20 protein-coding genes are annotated in these 24844 nt (G+C 46.0%); 14 read left to right on the top strand and 6 right to left on the bottom strand.

Translation table 11 applies throughout. The features are described from left to right. Together LMJ53_RS15255 and LMJ53_RS15250 are read right to left on the bottom strand one after the other, a co-directional pair. Complete coding sequence (locus LMJ53_RS15255) at positions 1 to 1182, bottom strand: ABC transporter permease (protein WP_229588077.1); 1182 nt, start codon at positions 1180 to 1182, stop codon at positions 1 to 3. Further along, positions 1179 to 2108: an ABC transporter ATP-binding protein gene (locus LMJ53_RS15250; RefSeq protein WP_229588075.1), complete on the bottom strand. Its 930-nt coding sequence runs from the start codon at positions 2106 to 2108 to the stop codon at positions 1179 to 1181. Before LMJ53_RS15250 ends, LMJ53_RS15255 begins: the two co-directional genes overlap by 4 nt. Positions 2109 to 2314: 206 nt before the next feature. Here LMJ53_RS15250 and LMJ53_RS15245 point away from each other — a divergent pair, with 206 nt between their 5' ends. Further along, positions 2315 to 3250 (top strand): D-2-hydroxyacid dehydrogenase, encoded by a 936-nt coding sequence (locus LMJ53_RS15245; RefSeq protein WP_229588073.1) that lies wholly within the window; start codon positions 2315 to 2317, stop codon positions 3248 to 3250. Positions 3251 to 3317: 67 nt separating this feature from the next. After that, positions 3318 to 5366, top strand: a complete 2049-nt coding sequence (locus tag LMJ53_RS15240; protein WP_229588072.1) for a tetratricopeptide repeat protein — start codon at positions 3318 to 3320, stop codon at positions 5364 to 5366. Between the two features lie 21 nt (positions 5367 to 5387). Here the strand turns inward: LMJ53_RS15240 and LMJ53_RS15235 are convergent, their stop codons facing one another. From LMJ53_RS15235 to LMJ53_RS15225, 3 genes are all read right to left on the bottom strand, one after another. Then, on the bottom strand, positions 5388 to 6218 hold the full coding sequence (locus LMJ53_RS15235; RefSeq protein ID WP_229588070.1) for an RluA family pseudouridine synthase: 831 nt from the start codon (positions 6216 to 6218) through the stop codon (positions 5388 to 5390). A 36-nt stretch (positions 6219 to 6254) separates the two neighbouring features. Beyond that, a complete protein-coding gene (locus LMJ53_RS15230; RefSeq protein ID WP_229588068.1) occupies positions 6255 to 7289 on the bottom strand; it encodes a hypothetical protein in 1035 nt (344 codons plus the stop codon). A 79-nt stretch (positions 7290 to 7368) separates the two neighbouring features. Continuing rightward, positions 7369 to 8760, bottom strand: coding sequence for a PhoH family protein (locus LMJ53_RS15225; RefSeq protein WP_229588066.1), 1392 nt, complete (start codon positions 8758 to 8760; stop codon positions 7369 to 7371). 247 nt (positions 8761 to 9007) lie between these two features. On the opposite strand from LMJ53_RS15225, the gene rapA reads away from it, so the two are divergent. The 5 genes from rapA (at position 9008) to LMJ53_RS15200 (ending at position 15102) form a co-directional block, all read left to right on the top strand. Next, positions 9008 to 11911, top strand: a complete 2904-nt coding sequence (gene rapA, locus LMJ53_RS15220; RefSeq protein WP_229588064.1) for an RNA polymerase-associated protein RapA — start codon at positions 9008 to 9010, stop codon at positions 11909 to 11911. A gap of 4 nt (positions 11912 to 11915) precedes the next feature. After that, on the top strand, positions 11916 to 12566 hold the full coding sequence (locus tag LMJ53_RS15215) for an RluA family pseudouridine synthase (protein ID WP_229588063.1): 651 nt from the start codon (positions 11916 to 11918) through the stop codon (positions 12564 to 12566). 160 nt (positions 12567 to 12726) lie between these two features. Further along, complete coding sequence (locus LMJ53_RS15210; protein WP_229588061.1) at positions 12727 to 13806, top strand: OmpA family protein; 1080 nt, start codon at positions 12727 to 12729, stop codon at positions 13804 to 13806. A 193-nt stretch (positions 13807 to 13999) separates the two neighbouring features. Beyond that, the gene (locus LMJ53_RS15205) at positions 14000 to 14320 is read left to right on the top strand and encodes a hypothetical protein (protein WP_229588060.1); all 321 of its coding nucleotides are present in this window, start codon (positions 14000 to 14002) and stop codon (positions 14318 to 14320) included. Positions 14321 to 14352: 32 nt separating this feature from the next. After that, positions 14353 to 15102 carry a DUF3530 family protein gene (locus LMJ53_RS15200; RefSeq protein ID WP_229588058.1) on the top strand — a complete coding sequence of 250 codons (750 nt, stop codon included), beginning with the start codon at positions 14353 to 14355 and terminating at the stop codon, positions 15100 to 15102. Here the strand turns inward: LMJ53_RS15200 and djlA are convergent. Further along, the gene (djlA, locus tag LMJ53_RS15195) at positions 15089 to 15892 is read right to left on the bottom strand and encodes a co-chaperone DjlA (RefSeq protein ID WP_229588056.1); all 804 of its coding nucleotides are present in this window, start codon (positions 15890 to 15892) and stop codon (positions 15089 to 15091) included. The two genes, LMJ53_RS15200 and djlA, sit on opposite strands and share 14 nt — an antisense overlap. Before the next feature lie 163 nt (positions 15893 to 16055). On the opposite strand from djlA, the gene LMJ53_RS15190 reads away from it, so the two are divergent. The 7 genes from LMJ53_RS15190 to LMJ53_RS15160 all read left to right on the top strand — a co-directional run bounded on the left by LMJ53_RS15190 (position 16056) and on the right by LMJ53_RS15160 (position 24679). Further along, positions 16056 to 18320, top strand: coding sequence for an LPS-assembly protein LptD (locus tag LMJ53_RS15190; protein WP_229588054.1), 2265 nt, complete (start codon positions 16056 to 16058; stop codon positions 18318 to 18320). Positions 18321 to 18333: 13 nt separating this feature from the next. Further along, the gene (gene surA / locus LMJ53_RS15185) at positions 18334 to 19623 is read left to right on the top strand and encodes a peptidylprolyl isomerase SurA (RefSeq protein ID WP_229588052.1); all 1290 of its coding nucleotides are present in this window, start codon (positions 18334 to 18336) and stop codon (positions 19621 to 19623) included. Beyond that, positions 19623 to 20612, top strand: coding sequence for a 4-hydroxythreonine-4-phosphate dehydrogenase PdxA (pdxA, locus tag LMJ53_RS15180; protein ID WP_229588050.1), 990 nt, complete (start codon positions 19623 to 19625; stop codon positions 20610 to 20612). The genes surA and pdxA overlap by 1 nt, the downstream gene beginning before the upstream one ends. Then, entirely contained in the window at positions 20609 to 21427 is an 819-nt protein-coding gene (gene rsmA, locus LMJ53_RS15175) for a 16S rRNA (adenine(1518)-N(6)/adenine(1519)-N(6))-dimethyltransferase RsmA (protein ID WP_229588048.1), read from the top strand. The genes pdxA and rsmA overlap by 4 nt, the downstream gene beginning before the upstream one ends. Further along, a complete protein-coding gene (gene apaG, locus LMJ53_RS15170; RefSeq protein WP_229588046.1) occupies positions 21417 to 21794 on the top strand; it encodes a Co2+/Mg2+ efflux protein ApaG in 378 nt (125 codons plus the stop codon). Before rsmA ends, apaG begins: the two co-directional genes overlap by 11 nt. Continuing rightward, complete coding sequence (locus LMJ53_RS15165; protein ID WP_229588044.1) at positions 21794 to 22594, top strand: symmetrical bis(5'-nucleosyl)-tetraphosphatase; 801 nt, start codon at positions 21794 to 21796, stop codon at positions 22592 to 22594. Before apaG ends, LMJ53_RS15165 begins: the two co-directional genes overlap by 1 nt. Before the next feature lie 75 nt (positions 22595 to 22669). Then, positions 22670 to 24679 carry a methyl-accepting chemotaxis protein gene (locus LMJ53_RS15160; RefSeq protein ID WP_229588042.1) on the top strand — a complete coding sequence of 670 codons (2010 nt, stop codon included), beginning with the start codon at positions 22670 to 22672 and terminating at the stop codon, positions 24677 to 24679. The last annotated feature ends 165 nt before the right edge of the window (positions 24680 to 24844 follow it).

Genomic DNA, 24844 nt, shown 5'->3' with positions numbered 1-24844 from the left:
TTACTCGGTTTTATTGCTCAGTGCCCAGCGCATAATGTCGCCCCAACTCGGTTCTTTGCCATACATCTGCATACCGCGTAAAAAAATGCGCCCGGCTAAACGCCGCAACCAATACAGCGTACCCAGTAGCAATAATAACGATAGCAAGGGTTGCCACCAAGCAAGTTCTACCATGGCTAATCTTACCGGCATAGCCGCAAACGACGTCAATGGTAACCAACTGAGTAAGGTCATACCAAAGCCAGTGGGGCTATCTATGACCAAGTAAGTAAATAACAGCGGTAACCATGTCACCATCATCACTACCCCTTTACCACTGGTGTTAGGATCGTCAATCGAAGCTGCAATAGCCGCCATAAAACAGGCGCATAACAACAGCCCCGCTAAAGCGAAAGGCACTAACCAAGCAATGACCGCCCAATTTAGCCAAGTAAAATCCACCGGCTTATCGGCGATAAACAACAGCGTGATCACCGTACTTAACACTATGACTAAACTGGTGGTAAACATGGCTTTCATAGCGCTTAAGCTGTGGCCCAGCACCTTGCCATCAATCCACTGCTGTGGCGTTACAATAGCGAATAACTGTTCGGTTACGCGTTGTTGTTTTTCACCGGTAATGCTCATCAGTAATTGGCCAAAGGCCGTCGATAAACCAATCAGCAATAAAAACAATAAACCTATCGCGATCATCTTTTCAGGCCGATCGCTGCCCTTATAATTGTCATCCAAATAACGCATTTCAAGGGTAACGGGCTCTTCTAATGTCGCTAACTGTGCCGCAGACAAGCCTTGTGACTGACCATAAACTTGCCGAAAGTACTTTTGTAACTCGCTATTCAGTGTTTGCTGCCATTTTTTACCCGATAGCGTATGCACCACAATAGCCTCAGCCTCTTCGCTGACCACCGCATGCCAGGTCTCAGTACTTTTTAACTGTGCCAATTGCTCTTCTAAGGTTATCGTGGGCCGCTGAAACTGAAATTGCTCAGTATTTTCCAAGGTAAAATGCGCAGGAACGGCAATCCGATATTGATGCCGACTTTCGTCCACAAAAAAGCTCCAAGCCACCACCGCGGCCATCACCAACACCATTAACAGGTAGGAGATCAGCTGTTGTTTCCATTTAAAGAAGCGTAAAAACTCCCATTTAGCGACAATTAAACTTTGCTTAGAGATCATGCTGCACTCCCTTGCTGATGTTCGGCCATGGCCGACACATATAATTGATGTAAATCGGCTGCTTGCATGGTCACGGCGCGCACAGTGAATGAACCCAAAACACGTTGCAAACAGTGTGTGAGATCCGTGCTGTTGGCTAAGGTGACACTAAAACTGTGACTCGACTGCCATTGCCAATGCTCATCAGCCAATACTGACGCTAAGCTGTCTTCACTGACTGTTTGTTCAGTTTCAATTAACACCACTTGCTTTGGCTGTGCTTGCAGGCGGATCTCGGCTAAGGTGCCCGCTAAGACTACTTTGCCCTTTGCCATCAGCAACATGCGGTCAGCCAGTTTTTCTACCATCGCCATTTGATGGGCACTGAGGATCACCGTCATACCTTGCTGGCGCAGCTCTTTTAAAAAGGCAACGACTTTTTCCTGATTGAGTGGGTCTAAGCCAGAAAATGGCTCATCCAAAATCACCACGGCCGGCCGATGGATCACGGCCGCGATCAGCTGCACTTTTTGTTGGTTACCTTTTGATAATTGCTTTAAGTCTTCATGTCGCCGTTCAGTTAACTCAAATATCTCTAACCAGTGCGACATTTGCTGCTGTGCGGTTGCTTTGCTTAAACCGTGTAATTGCGCCAAATACAATAAATTTTTCTCAACGCTTTTATCCGGATATAAACCACGGTCTTCGGGTAAGTAACCCAACTGACGCCGTGGTATATGGTTATAGCGCTGCTGTTGGTATTCGACCTGAATAGTGCCCGTATCGGGCAACGTCATGCCTACTAACATACGAATAATAGATGACTTACCCGCACCATTTGGGCCCAGTAAGGCGAAAATCTCACCCGGTTCAATGGTAAAACTGACGCCACGCACGGCTTGCACCGTTGCATAAGCTTTTTCAATAGCCGATACCGCTATTCGCATGCTGCTTACTCCTCGATGAAAATACGATAATAGCAAAGCCATTACGCTAATTCACAAGCAATTTGTTAGCAAATGTATAACATAAATATCAGAACCACTTAGCCAATGGTCTAACAACAACACTTGCTGCATTTTAGCTACGGCTATGGTAAAACAGTGTAATTGCTCTATCGCTAATTTATAGCTTTGGTATTTAAGAATAAATTATGGCTCTTCAACTGGTTTTTTTAGATGCTGCCACCTTGGGTGATGCGGATTTTTCAGCGTTAAAGCACATTGATGGTGAATTAACCTTACACGATTACAGTACAACGGCGCAGATTGTGCCGCGCTTGCGCAATGCTGATATTGCTATCGTGAATAAATGCATCTTAGATGCCGAGGTACTGAAGCAGCTACCGCGTTTAAAAGCGATTATGATCAGTGCAACCGGCACCGACAATATCGATTTAGACGCGGCAGCAGCCGCCGGCATTGTGGTAAAAAATGTGCGTAACTATGCCGAAACGGCGGTGCCGCAGCATGTTTTTGCGTTATTACTGGCACTCACCAATCAACTTATTGGCTATCAGCAGCGGGTTGCCGCGGGCAAATGGGCACAAAGCCGTTCTTTTTGTTTGCTGGATTTTCCGATAATGGAATTAGCTAACAAAACCATGGTGATTGTGGGTTATGGTGCTTTAGGTCAAGCCACAGCAAAATTAGCTGCAGCCTTTGGTATGCAAGTGATTATCTCAGAGCGCCCCAGCGCAACAGTAGCGCGGCCCGGCCGAATGCTGATGGCAGAGGCCTTTGCTCAAGCCGATGTGGTGTCATTACACTGTCCGTTAACGACAGACACCCGAGCCTTTATTAACGCACAGCGGCTGGCATGGCTGAAACCTGGCGCGATTTTAATTAATACCGCACGAGGTGCATTAATCGATACCGACGCACTGATTAATGCCCTGCAGCTAGGAAAACTGGCAGCCGGTTTAGATGTGTTAGCCGAAGAACCCCCCGCGCCCGACACGGCGCTGTTGCACTGTGCCTTACCGAATTTATTAATTACCCCACATATTGGGTGGGCCAGCCGCGAAGCCAGAGCACGGATGGTGAGCAAAATTGCTGACAATATTAATAACTTTATAGCAACACAGTAGAATATTTTACACCATGCGCCAACAAGTTGAATGCGGTGGCCAACAACCTAATAAGAGCAAAAGTGCTATGAAATGCCTGACGTTTGTTACCTTTATACTGTTTATCAGTACGAACTTAGTCGCAGAAACGCTGAGCTCGAGAATGCGCGACGCAGCAAGCAGCAGTGAACATGCTGAACAAGTGATCACGTCGTTACAAACGCAAACAGAGAACAGCCTAAGCACCGAAGACTATTTAGTCTTAGCAGAAAGCTATCAAACACTCGGCAAACGTGAAGCCGCTTTAGATGCGGTTAATAAAGCCGAAAACATGGCGCCAAGCGATTATCTTCGCGCCATGAGTTTATTTCATAAAGCGCAAATCTATGGCATTTATTTTCAAGATGCCGAGATGGCACTAGTACAATTAGTTGAAGCTGAAAAGCGCCTCACCTCGTTAAAAGATGTGGCTGCAAAAGTACTATTGAGCGATGTATTTAACAGCTTTGCCTCTGCTCATAATGTATTGGGTAATCTTAGCCAAGGCTTAGAATATGCCAAGCAGAGTTTGCTGTTGGCTGAAGAGCTCAGCAATACCCCACGCCAGTTGAATGCCTTAGTGCTGATTGGCCGATTAGCATTGCAAAATAACCAGTATAAAGTCGCCTTTAGTCATTTTGAACGAGCGCTGGTCATTGCCCGTGAGTTATCGGATGACGAACAAATTGCATCGATTTATTTCCGGATGGGCATGGCTTATCGCAAGCTTGATCAACATAATCTTGCCCTTACTCACTTTCAACAAGCCGCTGAACGCTATCAACAATTAAATAGGTTGTCGAATTACAGTCATGTACTGATTTACATGGCTGAAAGTTATATGGAAGGTGAACAGCAGATAGCACAAGCTGAAACTTTACTGCAACAAGCTTTAGAAATCGCAGAGCAATTGCAGCACAAACAGCGCACCGCTTTGGTTTATTACAGCTTGGGTCGCGCCGCACTTTTAAGTAAAAACTACCCACAATCAGAACAGTATTATCAGTTGGCCTTGCAGAACTTTAAACAGTTAAACGTGCGCAGCATGATGCAAGAAACTGCGTTGGCCATTGTTAAATTATTGATTACGCAACAACGTTATGCTGAAGCGAAAGTGCTGCTAAATGAATTAAGCCCGGATATCGAGCAAGCCGCCACTTTTTTACAATTGCGCTATCACGATAGCGCAGCAGCTTTAGCGAGTGCGGCAGGCGATTGGCAACTAGCTTATACCTTACAAGAAAAAGTCACACAATTAAATCAACAAGAATTAGCAGAACAAATGCAGTACAACATGGCTGAGCTTAGCGAAGGCTTATCAGAAATTAATGAAGCAGAGCAATATCGCCAGCAATTAACCACATTAAAGCAAACCTTAGCAGAAACAGAATCTCGCCAATTTTTACTGCAAGCGTTACTGGTTTTACTGATTTTTATCTGCTTTGTTTTTTGGCAATTGGTGCGCCGGCAACAAAACGCCGTCACGCCTTCGGTAGTGCCAGAGTTAGCGCCGCCGCAATGGATCCAGTTCCGTGAGAAGGTGAAAGTGCTGGATCAACAGCAAACACAAAGCTTACTCGTTATTATGCCGCGCCAGCGCGCTGCCTTACAGCGGCAATTTGGCCGACGCATTGTCACCGATATGCTAAAACAATTAGCACAAGAGCTAGATACGGAGGCGGTTAACGCATCCTTTAGTGGCAGTGAAATGCTTTGGCTCGCCGTTAACAGCCAAGATAAAGCCGCACAAAGTGCTTTGTTAGAACAAGCCATCCAATCATTTAGCCATAAATTGCTCGCACTAGGTGTTGCACCCGCTATCTTAACGGCAGAACTGGAATTAGCCTCATTGCTAGGACCCAATTGGCACAAACGTGATTTGAATGGTTTAACCGATATCTTATGGTTTGGTTGGTCATTACTTGAGCAATCTCCGCCAGCGGATCTGGCTTGGCGGTTAAGTTTCACAACTGAACATGCTAGGCCCTGCGAATGGCAGGTAGAGGATTTACGCACAGATATTGTCAATGCTTATCGCTTGGGCGAACTGACCATGTTGGTCAATCAACAAGCTCTAACGCCAGATCAAGCCGATTAACCCCCCAACCTGTTTACCCTATCACGCTATACGCAGTGCCGCTGGCAGCTCAAAAAGCTGCTGGCGTCGGCGTAATGGACAGTTAAAGCTTAAACTGACCGCTTGTAATGCCAACCCTGCTGCCGATTTATTGCCACTACCATAGTGTGGATCGCCTAACACCGGATGCCCCACACTGGCAAAGTGACGACGTATTTGATGTTTTCGACCACTGATTAACTGCACATTAAGTCGGCTGCAATCGGTAACGGCATCATAAGCCTCAACAGTAAAACGGGTTTCTGAAGCTTTATTGTCTAACGGTAAATTGATCACCCCATCTGCGATTAAATCGGCAGATAATTGGCCTTTTACCGTAATGGCGTAACCTTTGGCAATGTGTCGCTGCGCAATTAATTGACTAAAAGCGGCAGCCGCTTTTTTGCTGTGGGCAAGAATAACTAAGCCACTGGCCTCTCGGTCTAAGCGGTGTAATAAAAAAACCTGCCGCGCGGGGGTGAAATACTGCTCAGCAAACCGCAGTAAACTCAGATGATCGCCCCACTCATTGCCTTGCGACAACATACCTGCCGGTTTAAACCAAATACTGTACGCGGTTTCATCAAATAATAAGGTTGCCGGCGCACATTGCCGCTGCAAAATATCCTCATCGTAATTTAACAGTAGTGTTGCACCGGGCTTTAACATGAATTGAGCGCGGCGCAACCGTTTAACCGGCTTGCCGACTAACTGCACTGCACCTTTGTTCATCGCATCTTTTAAACGGCCTTTACTTAATTCAGGAGCAGCAGAGACCAGTAAATCGATAGCAGAGATGGCCGTAGTCACCGGCAGTTGACGAGACAACTTCATAATAAATTCTCAGCCCTTGCCATTGGCAAAGGTATATCAGGATTTCAATCGACTGATCTTATCAAAGATCTCTTCCCAACCACTAGGAATATGTCTTACGCTACCCTGATCGCGGATCGCTCGCTCAACATGAACCGTTAAACGCCGCACCGGCCCCACTACTTTTTGCTTGTAACGATACGCATAACCTAAGGTTGCCAGCGACAACACGACAAGATAGCCAATCCAATAAGCGATAAAGCTTTTAAAGCCGGCACTAAATAAGCCATTCCGTGCTTCAAGCATCGCTAAAGAAAACGGCTGCCGACCTATCCGCTGTAATTGCAGCAGCATTTCATCGACCTTGCTGTCGTCTTTTGTCGTGCCACCAAGCATATGGCCATGCTCATCTAATAATAGGAAATCAGCCCCCGGTGTTTGCTGTTGTAATGGCATCAACAATAAAGGGACATCTAACACAAATAAGATATACCCTGCCCCACCATTAGGCTGCTGGATACGTTGGCTTAGCAATACTTTGTTTTTACTTAGCGCCAAAGTCGCTAAACCTGGTTTAGCTGAGCCTTCAGCTTGCTCATATTGCTCAAACCACGGCACTAAATTCGCTAAAGTCGCGGTTAACTGTGTCTGCGGATTAGCATAAATAAAATGTTGTTCTGACACATACACAATGCGCTCTAGCGCGGGTTGCATCAATTCGATAGCCGTAAAGGCTAAATCGAGATGTTGCAGTAATAACAATTCGCTGGCCACACTGTCGGTTTTCTCTACTAACTCGGTGGTATTTAATGGCTCCCCCTGACGATTATGCAGCTTTAACGCAAGTGTGCTTTGCAAAGCAGCTTGCTCACTAAACGGTAGCTTGGTTAACCAATTAAGCAAATTCAGCAGCGGTTGTAATTGCGTGTCAATTTGTGCGGCTTTAAATTGCAAACGTTGTTCGGTGTGTTGTAGCCGGTTATCGATGGTCAATAAAAAGTGACAGAGTGCCGCAGCAAAACTCAACATAAGGACGAATAGCGCCGCCAATTTAATCGTACGGCGATATTCGTAAAGCGCTGGATTTTGCATCAACCTTTCCTTGTTAACAATTGCGTTGAAACTAAATTAGCGCGTTTCATTAATTAGTCAATCTATCCATCGCAGAAAACTACAAGTTCGCCTCAGCAAAAGAGGCTAATCGACTACGAACAACCCCATTTAAATTAACGGTAGTACTGCCTTCAAAGTTTTTAAAACGCTCCACAATGTAAGTGAGCCCCGAGGTCACCGCAGTAAGATAATTACTGTCGATTTGCGATAAATTACCTGAGCAGATTAATTTTGTTCCCTCGCCACAACGGGTAATAATGGTTTTTAACTGTGCGGCGCTTAAATTTTGGCATTCATCTAAAATAACAATGGCATTTTGAATACTGCGGCCACGCATAAAGTTAACCGACTTAAACTGAATATTCGCCTTTTCCATAATGTAATTCACGCTGGCATGCGGATGTTCGTCGGTTTTGTGTAGCACTTCTAGCGAATCGGTAATTGCCGCTAACCAAGGTGCCATTTTTTCTTCTTCAGAGCCTGGTAAAAAGCCAATAGACTCGGCAATTTCAGGTGTATTCCTCGTCACAATGACTTTATCGTAAATGCCTTTTTCAATAACCATCTCCAGCGCGGCAGCTAAGGCAATCAGGGTTTTACCGCAACCGGCGGGGCCAGTTAAAATCACCAAATCCATTTGCGGATCGAGCAAAGCATTTAAGGCCATGGCTTGATAAATATTTTTTGGATGAATCCCCCAAGCATGTCGATGCATTAATCGCTCATAACCGAAGTCTTGGATTTTTAATTCGTGCTCGCTGACTGCCAAGACCTTCCCAGCAAAAGTTTCAGCCTCATCGACTAAATACTCGTTAACATAGGCATTAGGTAAGACCTTTCGGTTGATGTAATGGACCGTATCGCGCCCTTCATTCACACTGTGACATTCACCGACTTGTGGCCAAAACTCTCCGGCAAATTTGTAATAGCCCTTATAGAGAAAGCGTACATCATCTATCAGTTGGTCAGTGCGGTAATCCTCCACTTGTTTTAAACCCGCACCCTTGGCTTTTAAACGCATATTGATGTCTTTTGTAACCAATATGACTTTTACAGGGCTTTTTTCGCGCTGCAAATACAAGGCGGTATTAATGATCAGATGATCGTTCTCGCCGCCGGGTAAACCAGGGATTTCATCTTTTAGATGGTGATCGTTAACAATAAAAATATGACCGGCGGGCTTAGCATCTTGGCGGCTGGGTAACGCCACACCGTGCAGCATTTGCTCTGGGGAGGCGTCTTTTAAAATATCTTCCAACGCACGAATCGCCACTCGTGCATCTCGGCTGACATCTTTATTTTTATCTTTTATATGATCAAGTTCTTCTAATACCGTCATCGGTATCACAACATCGTTTTCTTCAAAATTAAGGAAGGCAAAAGGTTCATGCAACAAAATATTGGTATCTAGGACATAAATTTTTTTCGCTTGCTGTTTTTTCCGCGCCATAAGCACTCCTTTATTTGCTTATCTCACCGTAAAGCATTACGGCTCTTTTTAGCATAGTGCAACTTTGCCAGACTGCGACTAAAAGTTCCGAACCGCACCTTAGACGCTAATTGCTACGTTGCCGTTACCAGATGACAACAGCATGACAACTTATAATCGTTGCTGAAGAAAAAGCTGTGCGAGACAGATGCAACCAAGGTCGTTTCGCTGTACCATAGCGCCCCGTTTTTGACAGTTAGGGTTTAGAATGAATTTTGCACTGGGACAACGTTGGATCAGCGATACAGAGTCTGATTTAGGCTTAGGTACTGTAATTGCACTGGAGGGCAGAATGCTATCAATTCTGTTCCCCGCCAGCGGTGAAACACGCTTTTATGCTCAGCGGGAAGCGCCACTGACTCGCGTGAGTTTTAACATCGGCGATGAAGTGAAAAGTGCAGAGGGCTTTACTTTACTGGTACAGCAAGTAACGATTGAAAACGCGCTATTAAGTTATCACGGTATTCGCTTAGATACGCAAGAGCCCTGCATTTTACGCGAAACCTTTTTAGACCACTTCCTGAGTTTTAACAAACCTCAAGATCGCTTATTTGCCGGTCAAGTAGACCGTTTTGAGTTCTTCCCATTACGCTATCAAAGCTGGCAGCATCAACAAAGCCTGCAACAAAGCCCGCTGCGTGGTTTGGTTGGTGGTCGTGTTAGCTTGATCCCACATCAGCTTCATATTGCACGCGAAGTTTCACAGCGCCACGCACCACGGGTGTTATTGGCAGATGAAGTGGGTTTAGGTAAAACCATTGAAGCCGGTTTAATTATTCACCAGCAATTACTAACGGGCTTGGCCAGTCGTATTTTAATTATCGTGCCCGAGTCATTACAACATCAATGGTTGGTAGAAATGTTGCGGCGCTTTAATCTGCGTTTTGCGATTTTTGATGAAGAACGTTGCCAGCAAGCGCAACTCGATGCGGATAACCCCTTTGATACCGAACAACTCGTGCTGTGTAGCATGGAGTTTTTAGCGAAAAAGCGCAGCTGGCACGAGCATGCGGTGAGTAGCCACTGGGATTTATTGGTGGTCGACGAAGCCCACCATTTACATTGGGATCCATTAAAGCCCAGTACGGAATATCAGCGCATCGAGGCCCTAGCCCAAGATACAGCCGGTTTAATCTTACTGACAGCCACCCCCGATCAACTTGGCCATCAGAGCCACTTTGCCCGGCTAAGGTTATTAGATCCTGATCGTTTTTATGATTACGAACAATTTCAAGCTGAAGAACAAGATTATCAGCAGATCGCCAAGTTGGCTCAGCAACTGTTAAACGCCACGTCACTGAATGCCAATTTGTTAGCCTCGTTAAACAACTTGTTAAACGATAGCGCTAGCCAAGCGCTATTACAGTCACTCGCCGATCAGCAACCCCTCAGCGAGACGTTGCGGCATGAGCTGGTCGAAAAGTTATTAGATCGTCATGGGACCGGCCGCATTTTATTCCGCAATAGCCGTAACACCATTCAAGGCTTTCCAAAACGTTGCCCGCTATTACAACCTCTGGCAATGCCAGAGCAATATCAAAATGCCTTAAAAGTACATCGCGCCTTGCAACAAGACGCCTCGGTGCACGCTAAAATCACCGCTAATCTCTTTCCAGAGCAAGTTTTTCAGGCATTTGAAGGTGAAAACAGTCAGTGGTGGCAATTTGACCCGCGTGTAGCGTATTTGTTGTCCGCGTTAAAAGCGGCGAAACACGGCAAATTTTTAGTGATTTGTGCGTCGGCAGCCACGGCTCTCGCCTTGGAAGAGGCCTTACGTTTATCTGAAGGTATTCGTGCCGCCGTATTCCATGAAGGCATGACCATTATCGAGCGCGATAAAGCGGCCGCCTACTTTGCCCAAGAAGAGTACAGTGCCCAAGTGTTGCTGTGTTCTGAAATTGGTAGCGAAGGTCGTAACTTCCAGTTCGCCGAGCATTTGGTATTGTTTGATTTACCGCTAAACCCTGATTTACTCGAACAGCGGATTGGCCGGTTAGATCGGATTGGGCAGCAGCATGATATTCAGATCCATATCCCCTACTTCGCGGATACTGCGCAGCAATTATTACTGCAATGGTATCATCACGGCTTAAATGCGTTTGCCAAAACCTGCCAAACGGGCCGGCTAATTTTTGAACAACAAAAAGCGCAGTTAGAACAGCTACTCGCTGACTACCGAGGCCCGAGCGACGAGGCCGAGCAATTAATCGCAGCCTGTGCTGAATTGGCCGCCGAGTTACAAGCTAAATTAGAGCAAGGCCGCGATCAGTTACTAGAGATCAACTCCAGCGGTGGTCAACAAGCGTTACAACTTGCTGCGGAAGTCAGTGCACTCGATCAAGACGTTAAACTGCCAATGCTAATGTTCAAGGCGTGGGATTTACTCGGCGTTAATCAAGAAGATCGCTCTGATACCAGCATCATTTTACGGCCATCTGAACACTTACAGCAAAACTATCCTGGATTAGCAGATGACGGCACCACAGTCACTTTCGACCGTGCTACTGCATTAGCCGAAGAAGATATTCAATTTTTAAGCTGGGATCACCCGATGGTCACAGGCACTTTGGATATCCTGAGTAATGATGTGTTAGGTAACAGCTCCGTGGCATTATTACCTAACAAAGCCGTACCGGTTGGTAGCTTCTTTGTGGAGTTAATTTATATCGCAGAAGCCAGCGCGCCAACGGCGTTACAACTGGGGCGTTATTTACCGCCGACGCCGATTCGTATGTTGTTAGATAAAACCGGTAAGGATCTGGCAGCCAAAGTGTCGTTTGATAACTTTAATCGTCAATTAAAACCGGTGGGTCGACAAACGGCGACAAAACTGGTGAATGCCTTACAAAATCTGATCCACCCTATGCTGCAACAAGCGGAACAGTTAGCCACGCTGCAACTTGAGCAATTACGCAGCCAAGCACAAACTCAAATGCAGCAAAGCTTAACCGCAGATATCGAGCGTTTACAGGCACTACGCCAAGTAAACCCCTTAGTGCGGGATGAAGAGATCGCTCATCAACAGCAGCAATGCCAGCAACTGAATGAGTACTTGGCCAAAGCTCGGTTAAAATTAGATGCGATCCGGGTGATCGTGGTTAGTCACGATTAACGCCATGCTGTTAACTTATACCCCACCGACATGGCCTTATCTCGATATTTTGTATCAAGACAACGATATCGTGGTGCTAAACAAGCCCAGTGGCTTATTGTCGGTGCCGGGTAAAGATCCTGCACACTTTGATAGCATGCAATACCGAGTGCAACGCGTTTGGCCCAATGCCAGCATTGTGCATCGCTTAGATATGGCCACCTCAGGGGTGTTTATTATGGCAATGCACAAAGAGGCGCAACGTGAGCTAAACCGGCAATTTCAACAGCGCGAAACTGAAAAAAGTTATGAAGCGCGAGTCTCCGGTTTAGTTAAAGCGAGCAGTGGCAGTATTGATTTGCCATTGATTTGTGATTGGCCAAATAGACCGATGCAAAAGGTGTGTTATCAACATGGTAAGCCTTCTTTAACGCACTATCGCGTGCTTAGCCGTGCCAATAACCAAAGCCGCGTGGCATTAACCCCTGTCACCGGACGCTCTCATCAACTACGCGTGCACTTACAATTTATTGGTCATCCCATCTTAGGCGATAAATTTTACGCCGGAGAGGCAGTGCATGCTGCAGACCGCTTGCAACTGCATGCCTGTCATTTAAGCCTTAGCCATCCAACAACAGCAAAAAAGATGATTTTTTCAGCAATTTGCCCTTTTTAAGTAAAAAGAATTGGTTATTAACGCAACATTCATTTAACTGCACTATTATTGTATTGTCTTAAAAATAAACTTTATTTTTTGCAAAAACCAATAATACTGACAAAACAATATGGTAAACTATACAAAGTTTGCTTAATTGGATGAATCGAAGGAGAAACGGATGAAACTTAAAGCAATCGCTGTAGCAGTTCTTGCGGCTATTCCGCTGTTTGGCGCTCAGGCTATTGCCGATGCACCAACAGCTCAAGATCTTGAAAAAAAGGTTTTTGGCTCACTATTTGGTGAAGGCTACTGGAATGATGTGCGTAAATCACAATCAGCTACCTGGAGCAACACTGATGATGCTTGGGGTGTAGGTGCAGACATTGGTTACCGTGTCAACGAAACTTGGGGTGTGCGCTTTGAATATGCTCGTCAGAGCTTCAATTCATTAGTTCAAGATTCTCGCGTAACGGGTGACCGTTTTGGTTTAGATGCAATGTATCATCTGGCAAACACTAATCTGTATTTAGTGGGTGGCTGGAAGCATTTTGAAAATGACATCGCCTTTGATGCAGTAAATATCGGTGTTGGTTATCGTTATTTTGTTAGCCCAGCGGTAGCCTTATTTGTTGAAGGTAACCGTTTCCGTGGCATTAACAACGGCGATTGGAATGATGCGTCTTTAAAAGCAGGTGCAACGTGGGTTTTTGGTGCTGAAGCAGCTGCTGCTCCTACACCAGCTCCGGCCCCAGCTCCGGCCCCAGCGCCAGCACCAATGCCTGTTGATTCTGACCGTGATGGCGTAGTTGATAGCCAAGACAAGTGCCCTAACACACCAGCGGCTCACAAAGTAGATGCTCAAGGCTGTACTATCTACACTGAGAAAATGGACCGTGTAGGCGATGTCGATATCGAAGTTCGTTTCGCGTTTGACTCTGCAGCAGTATCTGCTGACGGCCAAACTGAAGTTAACCAGTTAGCCGCCTTTATGAAACGCTTCCCTGAAGCGGTTGTATTCATCGAAGGTCACGCGTCTAACATCGGTAATGCCGCTTACAACATGCGTTTATCTGAGCGTCGTGCTAAAGCCATCGCTGATTTATTAACAGCGCAAGGCATCAACAGCAGCCGTATTACCTCTAAAGGTTTCGGCGTAACTCAGCTTCGCGTTGAGGGTAATACCCGCGCAGCACACGCTGCCAACCAACGTATTGAAGCAAAAGTAACGGCTAAGATTAAAGAGCCAGTACTTCGCTAATAGTATTTAAGTACTAATATTAAATAAAGCCGCTACCCTAGCGGCTTTATTTTTATTGGCTTTCGCTACTCTACTATTATTTTCTATTGCCGTAATTTACAATCACTGCTAATTTTTAGTACATAATGTCAATTACTGGACTCCTCCTATCATGGCTAAGTTTGTTTTTCTTCTCATTACATGCGGTCTATGCATGTTTAGCATTAACGCCATGGCGGATGATGCTGAAATGATTCAATTGCAGCATTCAGCACATGTTTGTAATGACGAGCAAGAAACACAACGTCTCGCAGCAAACGATCATCTTAGAGAAATGGCCAAAGCGTTAGTCGAATTTAAAGCCACCAAATTTTGTTTTATCATCCAACCTTCAACTGTGGTTGCTTTACTCGAGCATAAAGGCAATTACATAAAATTCAGACATAACAACAAAGTGCTGTTTGCTTTTGCCGAAGATTTACTGGCACAACGCCTTCCCGCTCAAGATATGGGAACACAAGCCGCTATAGAGTAATCAACTTGAGTTTCTCAATGGCGGTAGTATAGATGCAAAATAAAGGGTTCGCGTTTGCTGTTATGCTTTTAGCCGCGACCAGCAGCCAAGCAGAACCTCACTGGCAAGATATTCAACGCCAATTCCCACAAGTTAACTTACAACAATTTGATGCTGCGAGTGCCTCCTTCATGGCATTGCATACCCCCAGTGCGGCTCGTTTAACACGAGGCAGCATCGTGTTGCTTCCGGATGCCCATCAGCACGCTTTTAGTCCTTCGTTACTGAATCAACTTCGCTTATCCTTACCTGATCGTGGCTGGGATCTCTGGGTGTTGCCGCAACCAGAGCCAGTAACGGCGACCAACCCTGCGCAGCAATTAACATTACAAAAAACCCAACTGAGCCAACGCTGGCAATTATTAGCGCAGCAAGCCCGATTAAAGCCACCGGTGATTGTTATTGCACAAGGGGAAATCGCAGCGGTAATGAATTTACTGCTGGCAGACAGTTTAAATATGCCACCGGCCGCGCTAGTGAATTTAGGGGCTTATTTATCAGCAGCCGAGCAACAGAATAGCGTTGCGCAAAACGTATTGAATAATGTGCCGGTACTCGATTTATTAACGGCGCATGACCATCCACAAGCACTCGCCTTGGCCACAGCAAGGGCAGAATTAGGACAACAGCGTGGCAATGCTTTATATCGACAACGTCATTTAAACGACGGTTACCATCAACAAAGCCTGCAACACTGGCAAGTCAATGAAATTATCGGCTGGTTACACTCTACGGGTTTTTAGCTCGGGCCTGCTTGATTTGCTCATACGCCGCTTGAATATCTTGCGTACGTCTTTTTGCTACCTCTAACATCGCCGCTGGCACTCCCTGTGCAATTAATTTGTCTGGATGGTGTTGCGACATCAATTTACGGTAAGCACGCTTCAGCTCTTTGTCAGCAATCTCTGGTGTACAGCCCAGCATTTGATAAGCCGCAAGTAAAGAAGGCCCTTGTTCTTTGCCGGGGGCTTGCCCCTGTTTAAACCGTGACTGCGCCTGATAAGCCAAAAGCAATTGCGCTAAAGTGCTGCGCGAAATATGCAAAGACTCGGCAACTTGAATTAAAAGCTGATGCTGCTCAGCGCTGATGCGGCCATCAACACAGGCAATACTTAACTGAATTTCTAGGAATAATTGTAAAACATCCGGCCGCCGTTTATAGCGTTGGTAAAACTCCGTGATTTGCGCGCGAAACGGAAAATTAACCGCCTTGCCATCTCTAAATGCCGCTTGTGCTTCTTTTTGCTGCTGAGCATTTAAACCCAACTGTTGCATAAAGTGGGTGGCTTCTGAGATATGTGCTTTGGTTACCACACCCGTCGCTTTCGCAAGATGCCCCATTGCAGCAAAACTACTGTACATAAATAAGGCTTGTTCATCGTCTTGCCCGAAAACGCTTTGCAGCCCTTCCCAATTCGCTAATTTGCGCTGAAACATCTGATCAATAAGATGCCCTACTACCACACCCAACAACAGGCCAGGCAGCTTAAATAAAGCGATACCAAATAAGGCACCAAGAATTTTTCCCCACACGTAACATACCCCGAAAACTGCAATGAGCCCTGAGCCAGCCAATGGTCTGGCATAACACGATTAACATAGGCACTATATCGGATTAGCAGGAATTCTAAAATTGATTTATCATAACCCACCCAAGGTCGGCTGGTGCGACGCAGTAAGCAATGAGTAGAAAGGCATGAAACAAGGTTTAAGTTTAGCAGGATTACTCTGGGTAGCGATGACACCTCTGCAGGTTAATGCTGCACCGCTTGCTAGCCAAACTTGCCAGCAACCCGTTCAACTGCCTGATATCTTAAAAGATTTAAATGAACAAGACAGTCGAATCCGCATTTTCTCAGACAACGTCGACTTACAAGAAAACCAAAGCGCTGAATTTTCAGGTAAAGTACAAATCCTGCACCGCGATACCTTATTACAAGCACCTAAAGCACGTTATGATACCCGCGCCCAAACACTTCGTGCCGATGGCGGTATTGAGTATTTTAATCCAGCACTGTCGGTGAGTAGCCAATTTTTTGAAGCAGACATTAGCCAAAACCGCGTTACGCTGGGTGATGCGCGTTATCAATTTGTTGAAAATGCCGGTCGCGGTGAAGCTTCAGCCATGGTGGCCTCGAACGAGGCGTTAGTGTTACGCCAAGCCGTGTTTACAACTTGCCCCGAACAAGATGACAGCTGGGGCTTACACGCAGAAGAAATCAGCATCGCGGCAGACTCAGGCTGGGGTGAAGCGCGTAATGCGGTGTTTAAAATTAAAGACATCCCTATTTTTTATATCCCTTATTTAACTTTCCCGGTTGATGACCAACGTAAATCAGGATTATTGGTGCCGAAAGTCGGCAGCTCACAAAGCACCGGGATAGACATAGAATTACCCTATTACCTCAACTTGGCCGAAAACTACGATCTGACGCTTACACCGCGTTTTATGAGTAATCGTGGTGCTCAGTTAAAGTCGCAACTGCGGTATTTAACAGCCGAGCACAGTGGCTTACTGCAATTAGAATACATGGGTAGCGATGATGAAAAAGCCAATGATTTTGGCGCGCGTTACTTAACGCATTTGACGAATCGCTCCGATTTTAGTGATAAATGGCGTGGCTATATCGACTTTACCGATGTTAGCGATAGCGCTTATCTAACAGAATTAGGCTCTGATTACACAAACCAGAGTGATACTCAGTTATATCGAGAAGCCAGCCTGAGTTATTTCGGCGAACAAGTTCATTCGCATTTAAAAATGCAAGGCTTTGAGATTCTGGGTAATTATAACCAAGCCTATAAAGCGATCCCGCAATTGAGTGTAGCTTCAGCGGCGCCTATCGCTTTAGGTAACTGGCTAGAAGCCAGTTGGTTTAGCCAATATGCGCATTTCAGAAATGACCAAGCCTTTTATAACGCCGCGGATCGACTGCACATTGAGCCAACGCTTCGAATTCCTATCATCACCTCGGCAATGGAATTCACGGCTGAAACAAGCTTGCTTTATACTTATTATCAACAAGATAGCTTAAGCTCACTCACGGAAGAACAAGCCGAGATCACTCGGACCTTACCCAAGGTTCGCTTGCATGCCAAAGTCAATATGGAACGAGAATACGATTGGTTTGGCGAGCCGGCATTACAAACCTTTGAACCGCAAATACAGTATTTGTATATTCCTTATCGCGATCAAAGCAATATTGGCCTGTACGATACCACGCGCTTGCAAGACGATTATTACGGCTTATTTAGGCAAAACCGTTTCTCAGGCTTAGATCGTATCAATGAAGCGAATCAAATTACCCTTGGTGGTACGACGCGCTTTTACGACAATACCGAAAATGAATTATTCCGTTTTAGCCTTGGCCAGATTTTTTTCTTAAAAGATCCGGAAATCACAGCAAATACCATGACTCAAGATTTGCCATCCACTGAATCGATGCTCGCCTCTGAAATGATCTGGAATTGGTATCGTCGTTGGTATGTCAGCAGCGCGCTGCAATATGACATTGAACAAAACAAACTGATCAAGAGTTCAGCCAGCTTAGATTACCGAGGCAGTGAGAATACGTTATTCCAATTGAACCATCGCTACAGCCGCGCAGTCTCAGGAGTGGAAATTCAACAATTAGGTGTTATTGGTGCCTTTCCAATAGATAAAAACTGGCAACTGATCGCCAGTTACTACCGTGATGTGACGAATCATCGTATGATAGACGCCAATATAGGACTGCAATATGAATCCTGTTGTTGGGCAGTGCGTTTTGTCGCTCGCAGACAGGTACAGGCAGATTTTGACACCGCCGTGGATAATGTTAACCAATTTGCCGAACTGGATAGTGGTTTCAGTGTGCAGTTTGTCTTTAAAGGATTTGGTGATAAAGCCGGTTTTGGCGTAGCTGACATGTTGTCAAATGGCATCTTCAGTTATCGACGTCCATATTTACTAACAAATTAGAATGTAGGAATTTATGAAGTTACAGCAAATTATCTGTGTGGTTTTGCTTGGTTTTGCCAGCGTTTCCCTGACAGCAGCAGAACGCGAAATCGACCGAGTTGCAGCGATTGTGGACAGCGGCGTGATCTTAAAAAGTGATGTTGATGAAATAGTACAACGAGTTAAACGCAACGCTGAAGCACAAGGTCAAACACTCCCATCAGATTTAGCCTTACGCACTCAGGCTACTGAGCGCTTGATCATGACCAATTTACAATTGCAAATGGCACAGCGTATGGGTTTACAAATCAGCGATGCCCAATTGGATGATACGATTCGTAATATCGCTCAAGGCGAAAATTTAACGATGGAGCAATTCCGTCAGCAAGTGACGAATGAAGAAGGCAACTACGAGCGCTTCCGCGAAAAAGTGCGCGAAGAAATCATGACCAACGAAGTATTACGCGGCAATGTGCAACGTCGCATCTACATTAGCCAGCAAGAGGTCGATAACCTAGTGAAACTAATGGAAGAGCAAGGTGCGATTAGCGAACAATACCAATTGGGTCATATCCTGATCGCCATTCCTAGCCAAGCGACTACCGAACAAATTACCGAATCACGCGAGCGTGCGGATCAAGTACTAAAATTATTACGTGATGGCAGTGACTTCCGTCGCATCGCGATCGCTTCATCCAGTGGTGCCAATGCCCTTGAGGGCGGTCAATTAGACTGGATGAACATCAACGAAATGCCCACTTTGTTTTCTGAAGGTATTCGTGGTCGTAAAAAAGGCGATCTAATTGGCCCACTTCGCTCTGGCGCAGGTTTTCACATTCTAACGATTTTTGATATTCGTGGTGAAAACGTGGCAGAACTGACTGAAGTCAATTCACGGCATATTTTGATTAAACCCTCCATTATCGTTAGCGAAGAACGTGCTAGAACCATGCTTTTAGACATGGCCACAAAACTACGGGCGGGTGATGCGGATTTTGCGGAATTAGCGAAACAATTTTCAGAAGATCCAGGTTCAAAACTGAACGGTGGTAACCTCGGTTGGAGTGAAACAGATGTTTATGTCCCGGCGTTTCGTGACACCTTAAATCGTTTACAACCTGATGAACTGAGCGAGCCTTTCCGCACCGAACATGGCTGGCACATTGTGCAATTACTAGATCGTCGCACCGTAGATGCGACTGCCGATAAAAAACGTAATCAAGTGTATCGGATGATTTTTAATCGCCGCTTTAACGAAGAGTCAGCCAGTTTCCTGCGTGAACTGCGTGATGATGCGTATATCGAAGTATTGGCAGAAGATTAATGACCCTGCGTATCGCAATTACCCCGGGCGAACCGGCCGGCATTGGTCCTGATTTGGTCTTGGCGTTAACGCGTCAAGACTGGCCAGTTGAACTGGTTGTTTGTGCCAATGCCGAACTAATGCAAGAACGTGCGGCGAGCTTAGGGTTGCCGCTGCAACTTATACCTTATCAAGCCAGTGCCGCACCTCAACCGCAACGCGCAGGTACTTTAACCATTGCTGAGTTTGCGCTAGCTGAACCCGTGATCCCTGGCCAGTTAAATGCCGCTAATGGCAGTTATGTCATTGATACATTGCGTGCTGCCGGTGATATGGTGTTATCCGCAGAAGCGGCGGCCATCGTCACTGGCCCTGTCCACAAAGGCATAATCAACCGCGCAGGCATTCCTTTTAGTGGCCATACGGAGTTTTTTGCACAGCAATCAAACACGCCTTATGTCGTGATGATGCTCGCCACTGAAGGTTTACGCGTAGCACTCGCCACGACGCATATTCCGCTGGCTTACGTTGCTAAAGCGATTACTCGCGAACGCTTACACAAAGTGATCACCATCTTGCATGAAGATTTGCAGCAAAAGTTCGGTATTGCCGAACCGCGTATCTATGTTTGCGGTTTAAACCCGCATGCCGGCGAAGATGGCCATTTAGGACGCGAAGAAATCGAAGTGATCACGCCAGCTTTAGAAGAGCTCCGCGCACAAGGTATGCACTTAATTGGGCCCTTACCTGCTGACACCTTATTTCAACCCAAATACCTGAACGAAGCAGATGCTGTACTCGCGATGTATCATGATCAGGGCCTCCCGGTATTGAAATACAAAGGTTTTGGCCGTTCAGTTAATATTAGCCTAGGCTTACCCTTGATCCGAACATCCGTTGATCATGGTACCGCTCTAGATTTGGCAGCAACGGGCAAAGCCGATCCTGGCAGCCTGTTTCATGCCGTGACCCAAGCCATTCAATTGGCTCAACGAACCACGAATCCATGACAGATAATGTACATCAGGGCCACCGTGCCCGAAAACGCTTTGGCCAAAACTTCTTACACGATCCCCATGTAATTGGCCGAATTGTTAAAGCCATAGCACCGAAAACGACGGATGTGTTAGTTGAAATAGGCCCGGGACTTGGTGCCTTAACTGAGCCGGTCGTTGCTGAAGCCGGTAAGCTTACCGTGGTTGAGCTTGATCGCGATCTTGCAGAACGTTTACGCCAACATCCTGACATGGCTGATAAATTAACCATTTATCAAGCAGACGCCATGAAGTTTGATTTTAGCCAACTGGTGCAGCCGGGTCAGAAACTCAAAGTATTTGGTAATTTACCGTACAATATTTCTACCCCACTATTATTTCATTTATTTGAATTTGCCGACCAGATCGATACCATGCACTTTATGCTACAAAAAGAAGTCGTTGATCGAATGACTGCGGGGCATGGCAGTAAAGCCTTTGGTCGACTCAGTGTAATGACCCAGTATTACTGTCAGGCCATTCCTGTGGTGCAAGTGGGCCCAGGTGCCTTTAAACCTGCACCGAAGGTGGATTCAGCCGTTGTGCGCTTAATCCCGTTTAACATTGCCGATCGCGCTAAAGTGGATCCCGCAATATTGAACCGTGTATGCCTAGAAGCGTTTAATCAACGCCGCAAAACCTTACGAAATTGTTTTAGTAATTTTGCCACTGCTGAGCAATTAACCGCGCTGGGAATTGATCCATCATTACGACCGGAGCAACTCTCCGTTGCAGAATTTGTTAAAGTTGCCCAGTGGCTTGCAGAGCAGGAAAGTGCTAATGAGCCTTGAGCAAGAAGTTACCGTATCCGTGGATAGTTTTTATTTAGGCGCTCAGTCTGATCCGGCTGAGCATCGTTATGTCTTTGCCTATTGTGTCAATATCACCAACCAAAGCGAACAACAGGTACAACTGTTAAGCCGCTATTGGCAAATTACTGATGGCAATGGCAAACAAACCGAAGTCTCTGGCGAAGGTGTCATCGGAGTGCAGCCACAATTAGCGCCGGGTGAAACCTACAGTTACACCAGTGGCGCGGTATTAGAAACCCCCGTCGGCACCATGCAGGGTTACTATGAAATGATTGACCAAAAACAGCAATCATTTCGAACCCCCATCCCCTTATTTAGATTGGCTCAGCCACATATTTTGAACTGATGGCCACCTACGTTATAGGCGATTTGCAGGGTTGCTTTGAACCGCTTCAGCGCTTGCTGGCGCATATTCATTATCAAGCCGAACATGACGAGTTGTGGTTCTGTGGCGATCTGATTGCCCGAGGCCCAGACTCTTTAGCTTGCCTAGATTTTGTGCGCAGTTTAGGTGCAAAAGCACGCGTCGTTTTAGGCAACCATGACCTCAATTTTATCGCCAGCTATTATGGTTTTAGTAAGGTTAAAGCCGCTGATAAACTGACCGCCTTACAGCAAGCGGCACATTTACCGGAATTGATACACTGGCTTTGCCAACAACCGCTGATCCAAGTGTGTACTGAGCGCCAGTTATTGATGGTGCATGCCGGCTTAGCACCCGAGTGGGATATCAACACCGCCTTGAGTGCTAGCGCCGAGATCAGTGCCCTGTTACAGCATCAACCCACACTGTTGTTATCTACCATGTATGGTAATACACCGAGCCGTTGGCGCGATGTCGTCACCCAGGAAGATCGTTGGCGTTTTACTATTAATGCTTGCACCCGTATGCGGTTTTGCCAAGCCGATGGCGCATTAGAACTGCTCACCAAATCGGGTTTAAATAAACAATCAAAACTGAAACCTTGGTTTGAGCTATGGCAAGACCATGCACAAATGGATATTTGCTTTGGGCACTGGGCTGCGTTAGAGGGTTATAGCCCTATTAAACACATTCATGCACTCGATACCGGCTGTGTTTGGGGCAATCAATTAACTGCCTATTGCGTTGAAACACGACAAAGGTATAGTGTCGATAACAAATAATAACAAGTAACGGCTACACGATAGATCCGCTGCTAGCCGTGACATAGCAGTTAATATGCTTAAATTGGAGTTGTCATGAAGTTAACCGTTAAGTCTCGCGTAATTGGGGGCTTTAGCATCATCACGGTGCTATTAGTGATTATTGGTATTACTGCTTATATACGCTTAAACAGCGTGAGTAACGCGACCGCCGAAGTTAACACCATCTCGATCCCTGCCCTCGAAAACAGTGCCATGATGAAAAGTCAGTTTGTTTTAATGAGCAAAATTGGCGTGCAGGCTTTTCATGTCAACGACAATGCGCAACTGTCTTTGTTACAACAACAATTTGATAGCCAACTGCAAACCTATAACAGCGCCGCTGCAGCATTAAATAAAACCGTACAGCAGCAACCGACATTACTGGCTGCGGCACAGCAAGCTACTGCCGCTTTTGACAGTTTTTTACCTATCTCAAAGCAGCTATTTCAACAATTAGCGAATAATATCAGCCTACAAAGTCAGATTGAGCAGCAAATGAGTGATCTGGAAATGACCGCAGATGATATGGCGTCGTTATTGTTAGATTTTACCGATATCAGTAATGTCCGCAGTAGCTTCCCGCAGGCTTTCACCGCAGCGACACAAATGGAAACCGGCATTAATAGCTTATTAAATACCGTGGTTGATTTAAACCGTACCAATGACAGCAGCACTGCCGCCACCATTAGTAATGAAATTGGCTTTCGCTTAGCTGACTTACAAAAGCAACTTAATGTGATGCAGCAACAAGCCGCCAGCGTATCAATGCCCGCTGAATTAGCCACTAAGATGCTTGAACTATCGGCCGGTTTAAATGAACAACATGGTATCCCTGCCAATAAAGCTCGCTTGTTAACCGGTAAAGCCAATGCCAGCCAACTGCTCGAGAAAGCCGATTCCGATACCAAAGATGCCATTAGCCGTTTAACTACCTTATTAACAGCGACCACTGCCGCCGCGGAGCAAATTCAGCAACAAAGTAGCAGCAGTGTACAAAATGCTCTCACTACCATCTTTATGGTGATGTTGGGTTCTATTGTTATCGCCATTTTTATTGCGTTTAGTACGGTTAGCGCCATTGTGAAACCGCTGCAAAAAATTAATGCCATGCTCAGCGTAATGGCAGCAGGCGATCTAACCCAACAATTGCCGCAGCACGCTCAGGACGAATTTGGCGAACTGTCAAAAAGTATTAATCAGGTTAACCTCAGCTTACAAAGCTTGATCCAAGGGATTATTTCCCGCTCAACGCAGCTAGCGGCAGCCTCAGAACAAACCTCAACCATTACCTTGCAAACCACCGAAGCCATACGCGAGCAAAAGTCACAAGTCACACAAGCCGCTTCGGCCACCACGGAAATGAGCAGTACGGCGCAAGGCGTGCTGCAAAGCTCGAACGATGCTCTAGCCGAGATTAAAAATGCGGATAACGAAGCCGCACGCGTAAAAGGCATTTCATTAGAAAATAAAGCTATCATTGTGCAGTTATCGAAAGAAGTCGATCACGCTTCTGAGGTGATTAACAAGGTGCATAAAGACAGTGCAGCTATCGGTAGCATTTTAGATGTGATCCGAGGCATTGCCGAGCAAACTAATTTATTAGCCCTGAATGCCGCGATTGAAGCCGCTCGAGCTGGTGAACAAGGCCGCGGCTTTGCGGTAGTTGCCGATGAAGTTCGCTCGTTAGCCAGTAAAACACAGGCTTCTACCCAAGAAATTCAAAACATGATCCAAGCGCTACAAAGCGGTGCACAAGCCGCAGTAGAAGCGATGCATAAAGGGAAGAAACAAGCAGAAAGCTGTGTCGCAAAAACCGAAGTCGCCACATCAGCTCTCGATAGCATTACGCATGCGGTGCATTTGGCACACGATATGAGTGAACAAATATCCAGTGCGGCCAAAGAGCAGCATCAGGTAGCCATTGAAATCAGCGGAATATTAGAAGCCATCGTGGCGCTGGCAGAAGAAACCTCAACCGGCGCTGATCAAACATCCGCTTCCAGCCATGAGGTGGCCAGCCTAGCCGAAGAATTACGTCGCTCGGTCGATCAATTCAAAGTCTAATCGCGCAAACTCACGTCAATAAAAAAGGCCAGCTTGTTAGCTTAATGCCGATCAGTTAAGAACTTTTCAGATCGGTTGACCGATCCAGTGGTTGGTATATAAAGGCCTACAGAATGAACTCTGTAGGCCTTTTTTATGCATATTAGCCAAGCGCTGGAAACCGTT

This window comes from Rheinheimera sp. UJ51 (genome assembly GCF_020819615.1).
In the GTDB taxonomy this organism is placed as follows: domain Bacteria; phylum Pseudomonadota; class Gammaproteobacteria; order Enterobacterales; family Alteromonadaceae; genus Alishewanella; species Alishewanella maricola.
The sequence above is the reverse complement of the archived record's forward strand: the minus strand, read 5'-3'. Positions and strand labels throughout refer to the sequence as shown.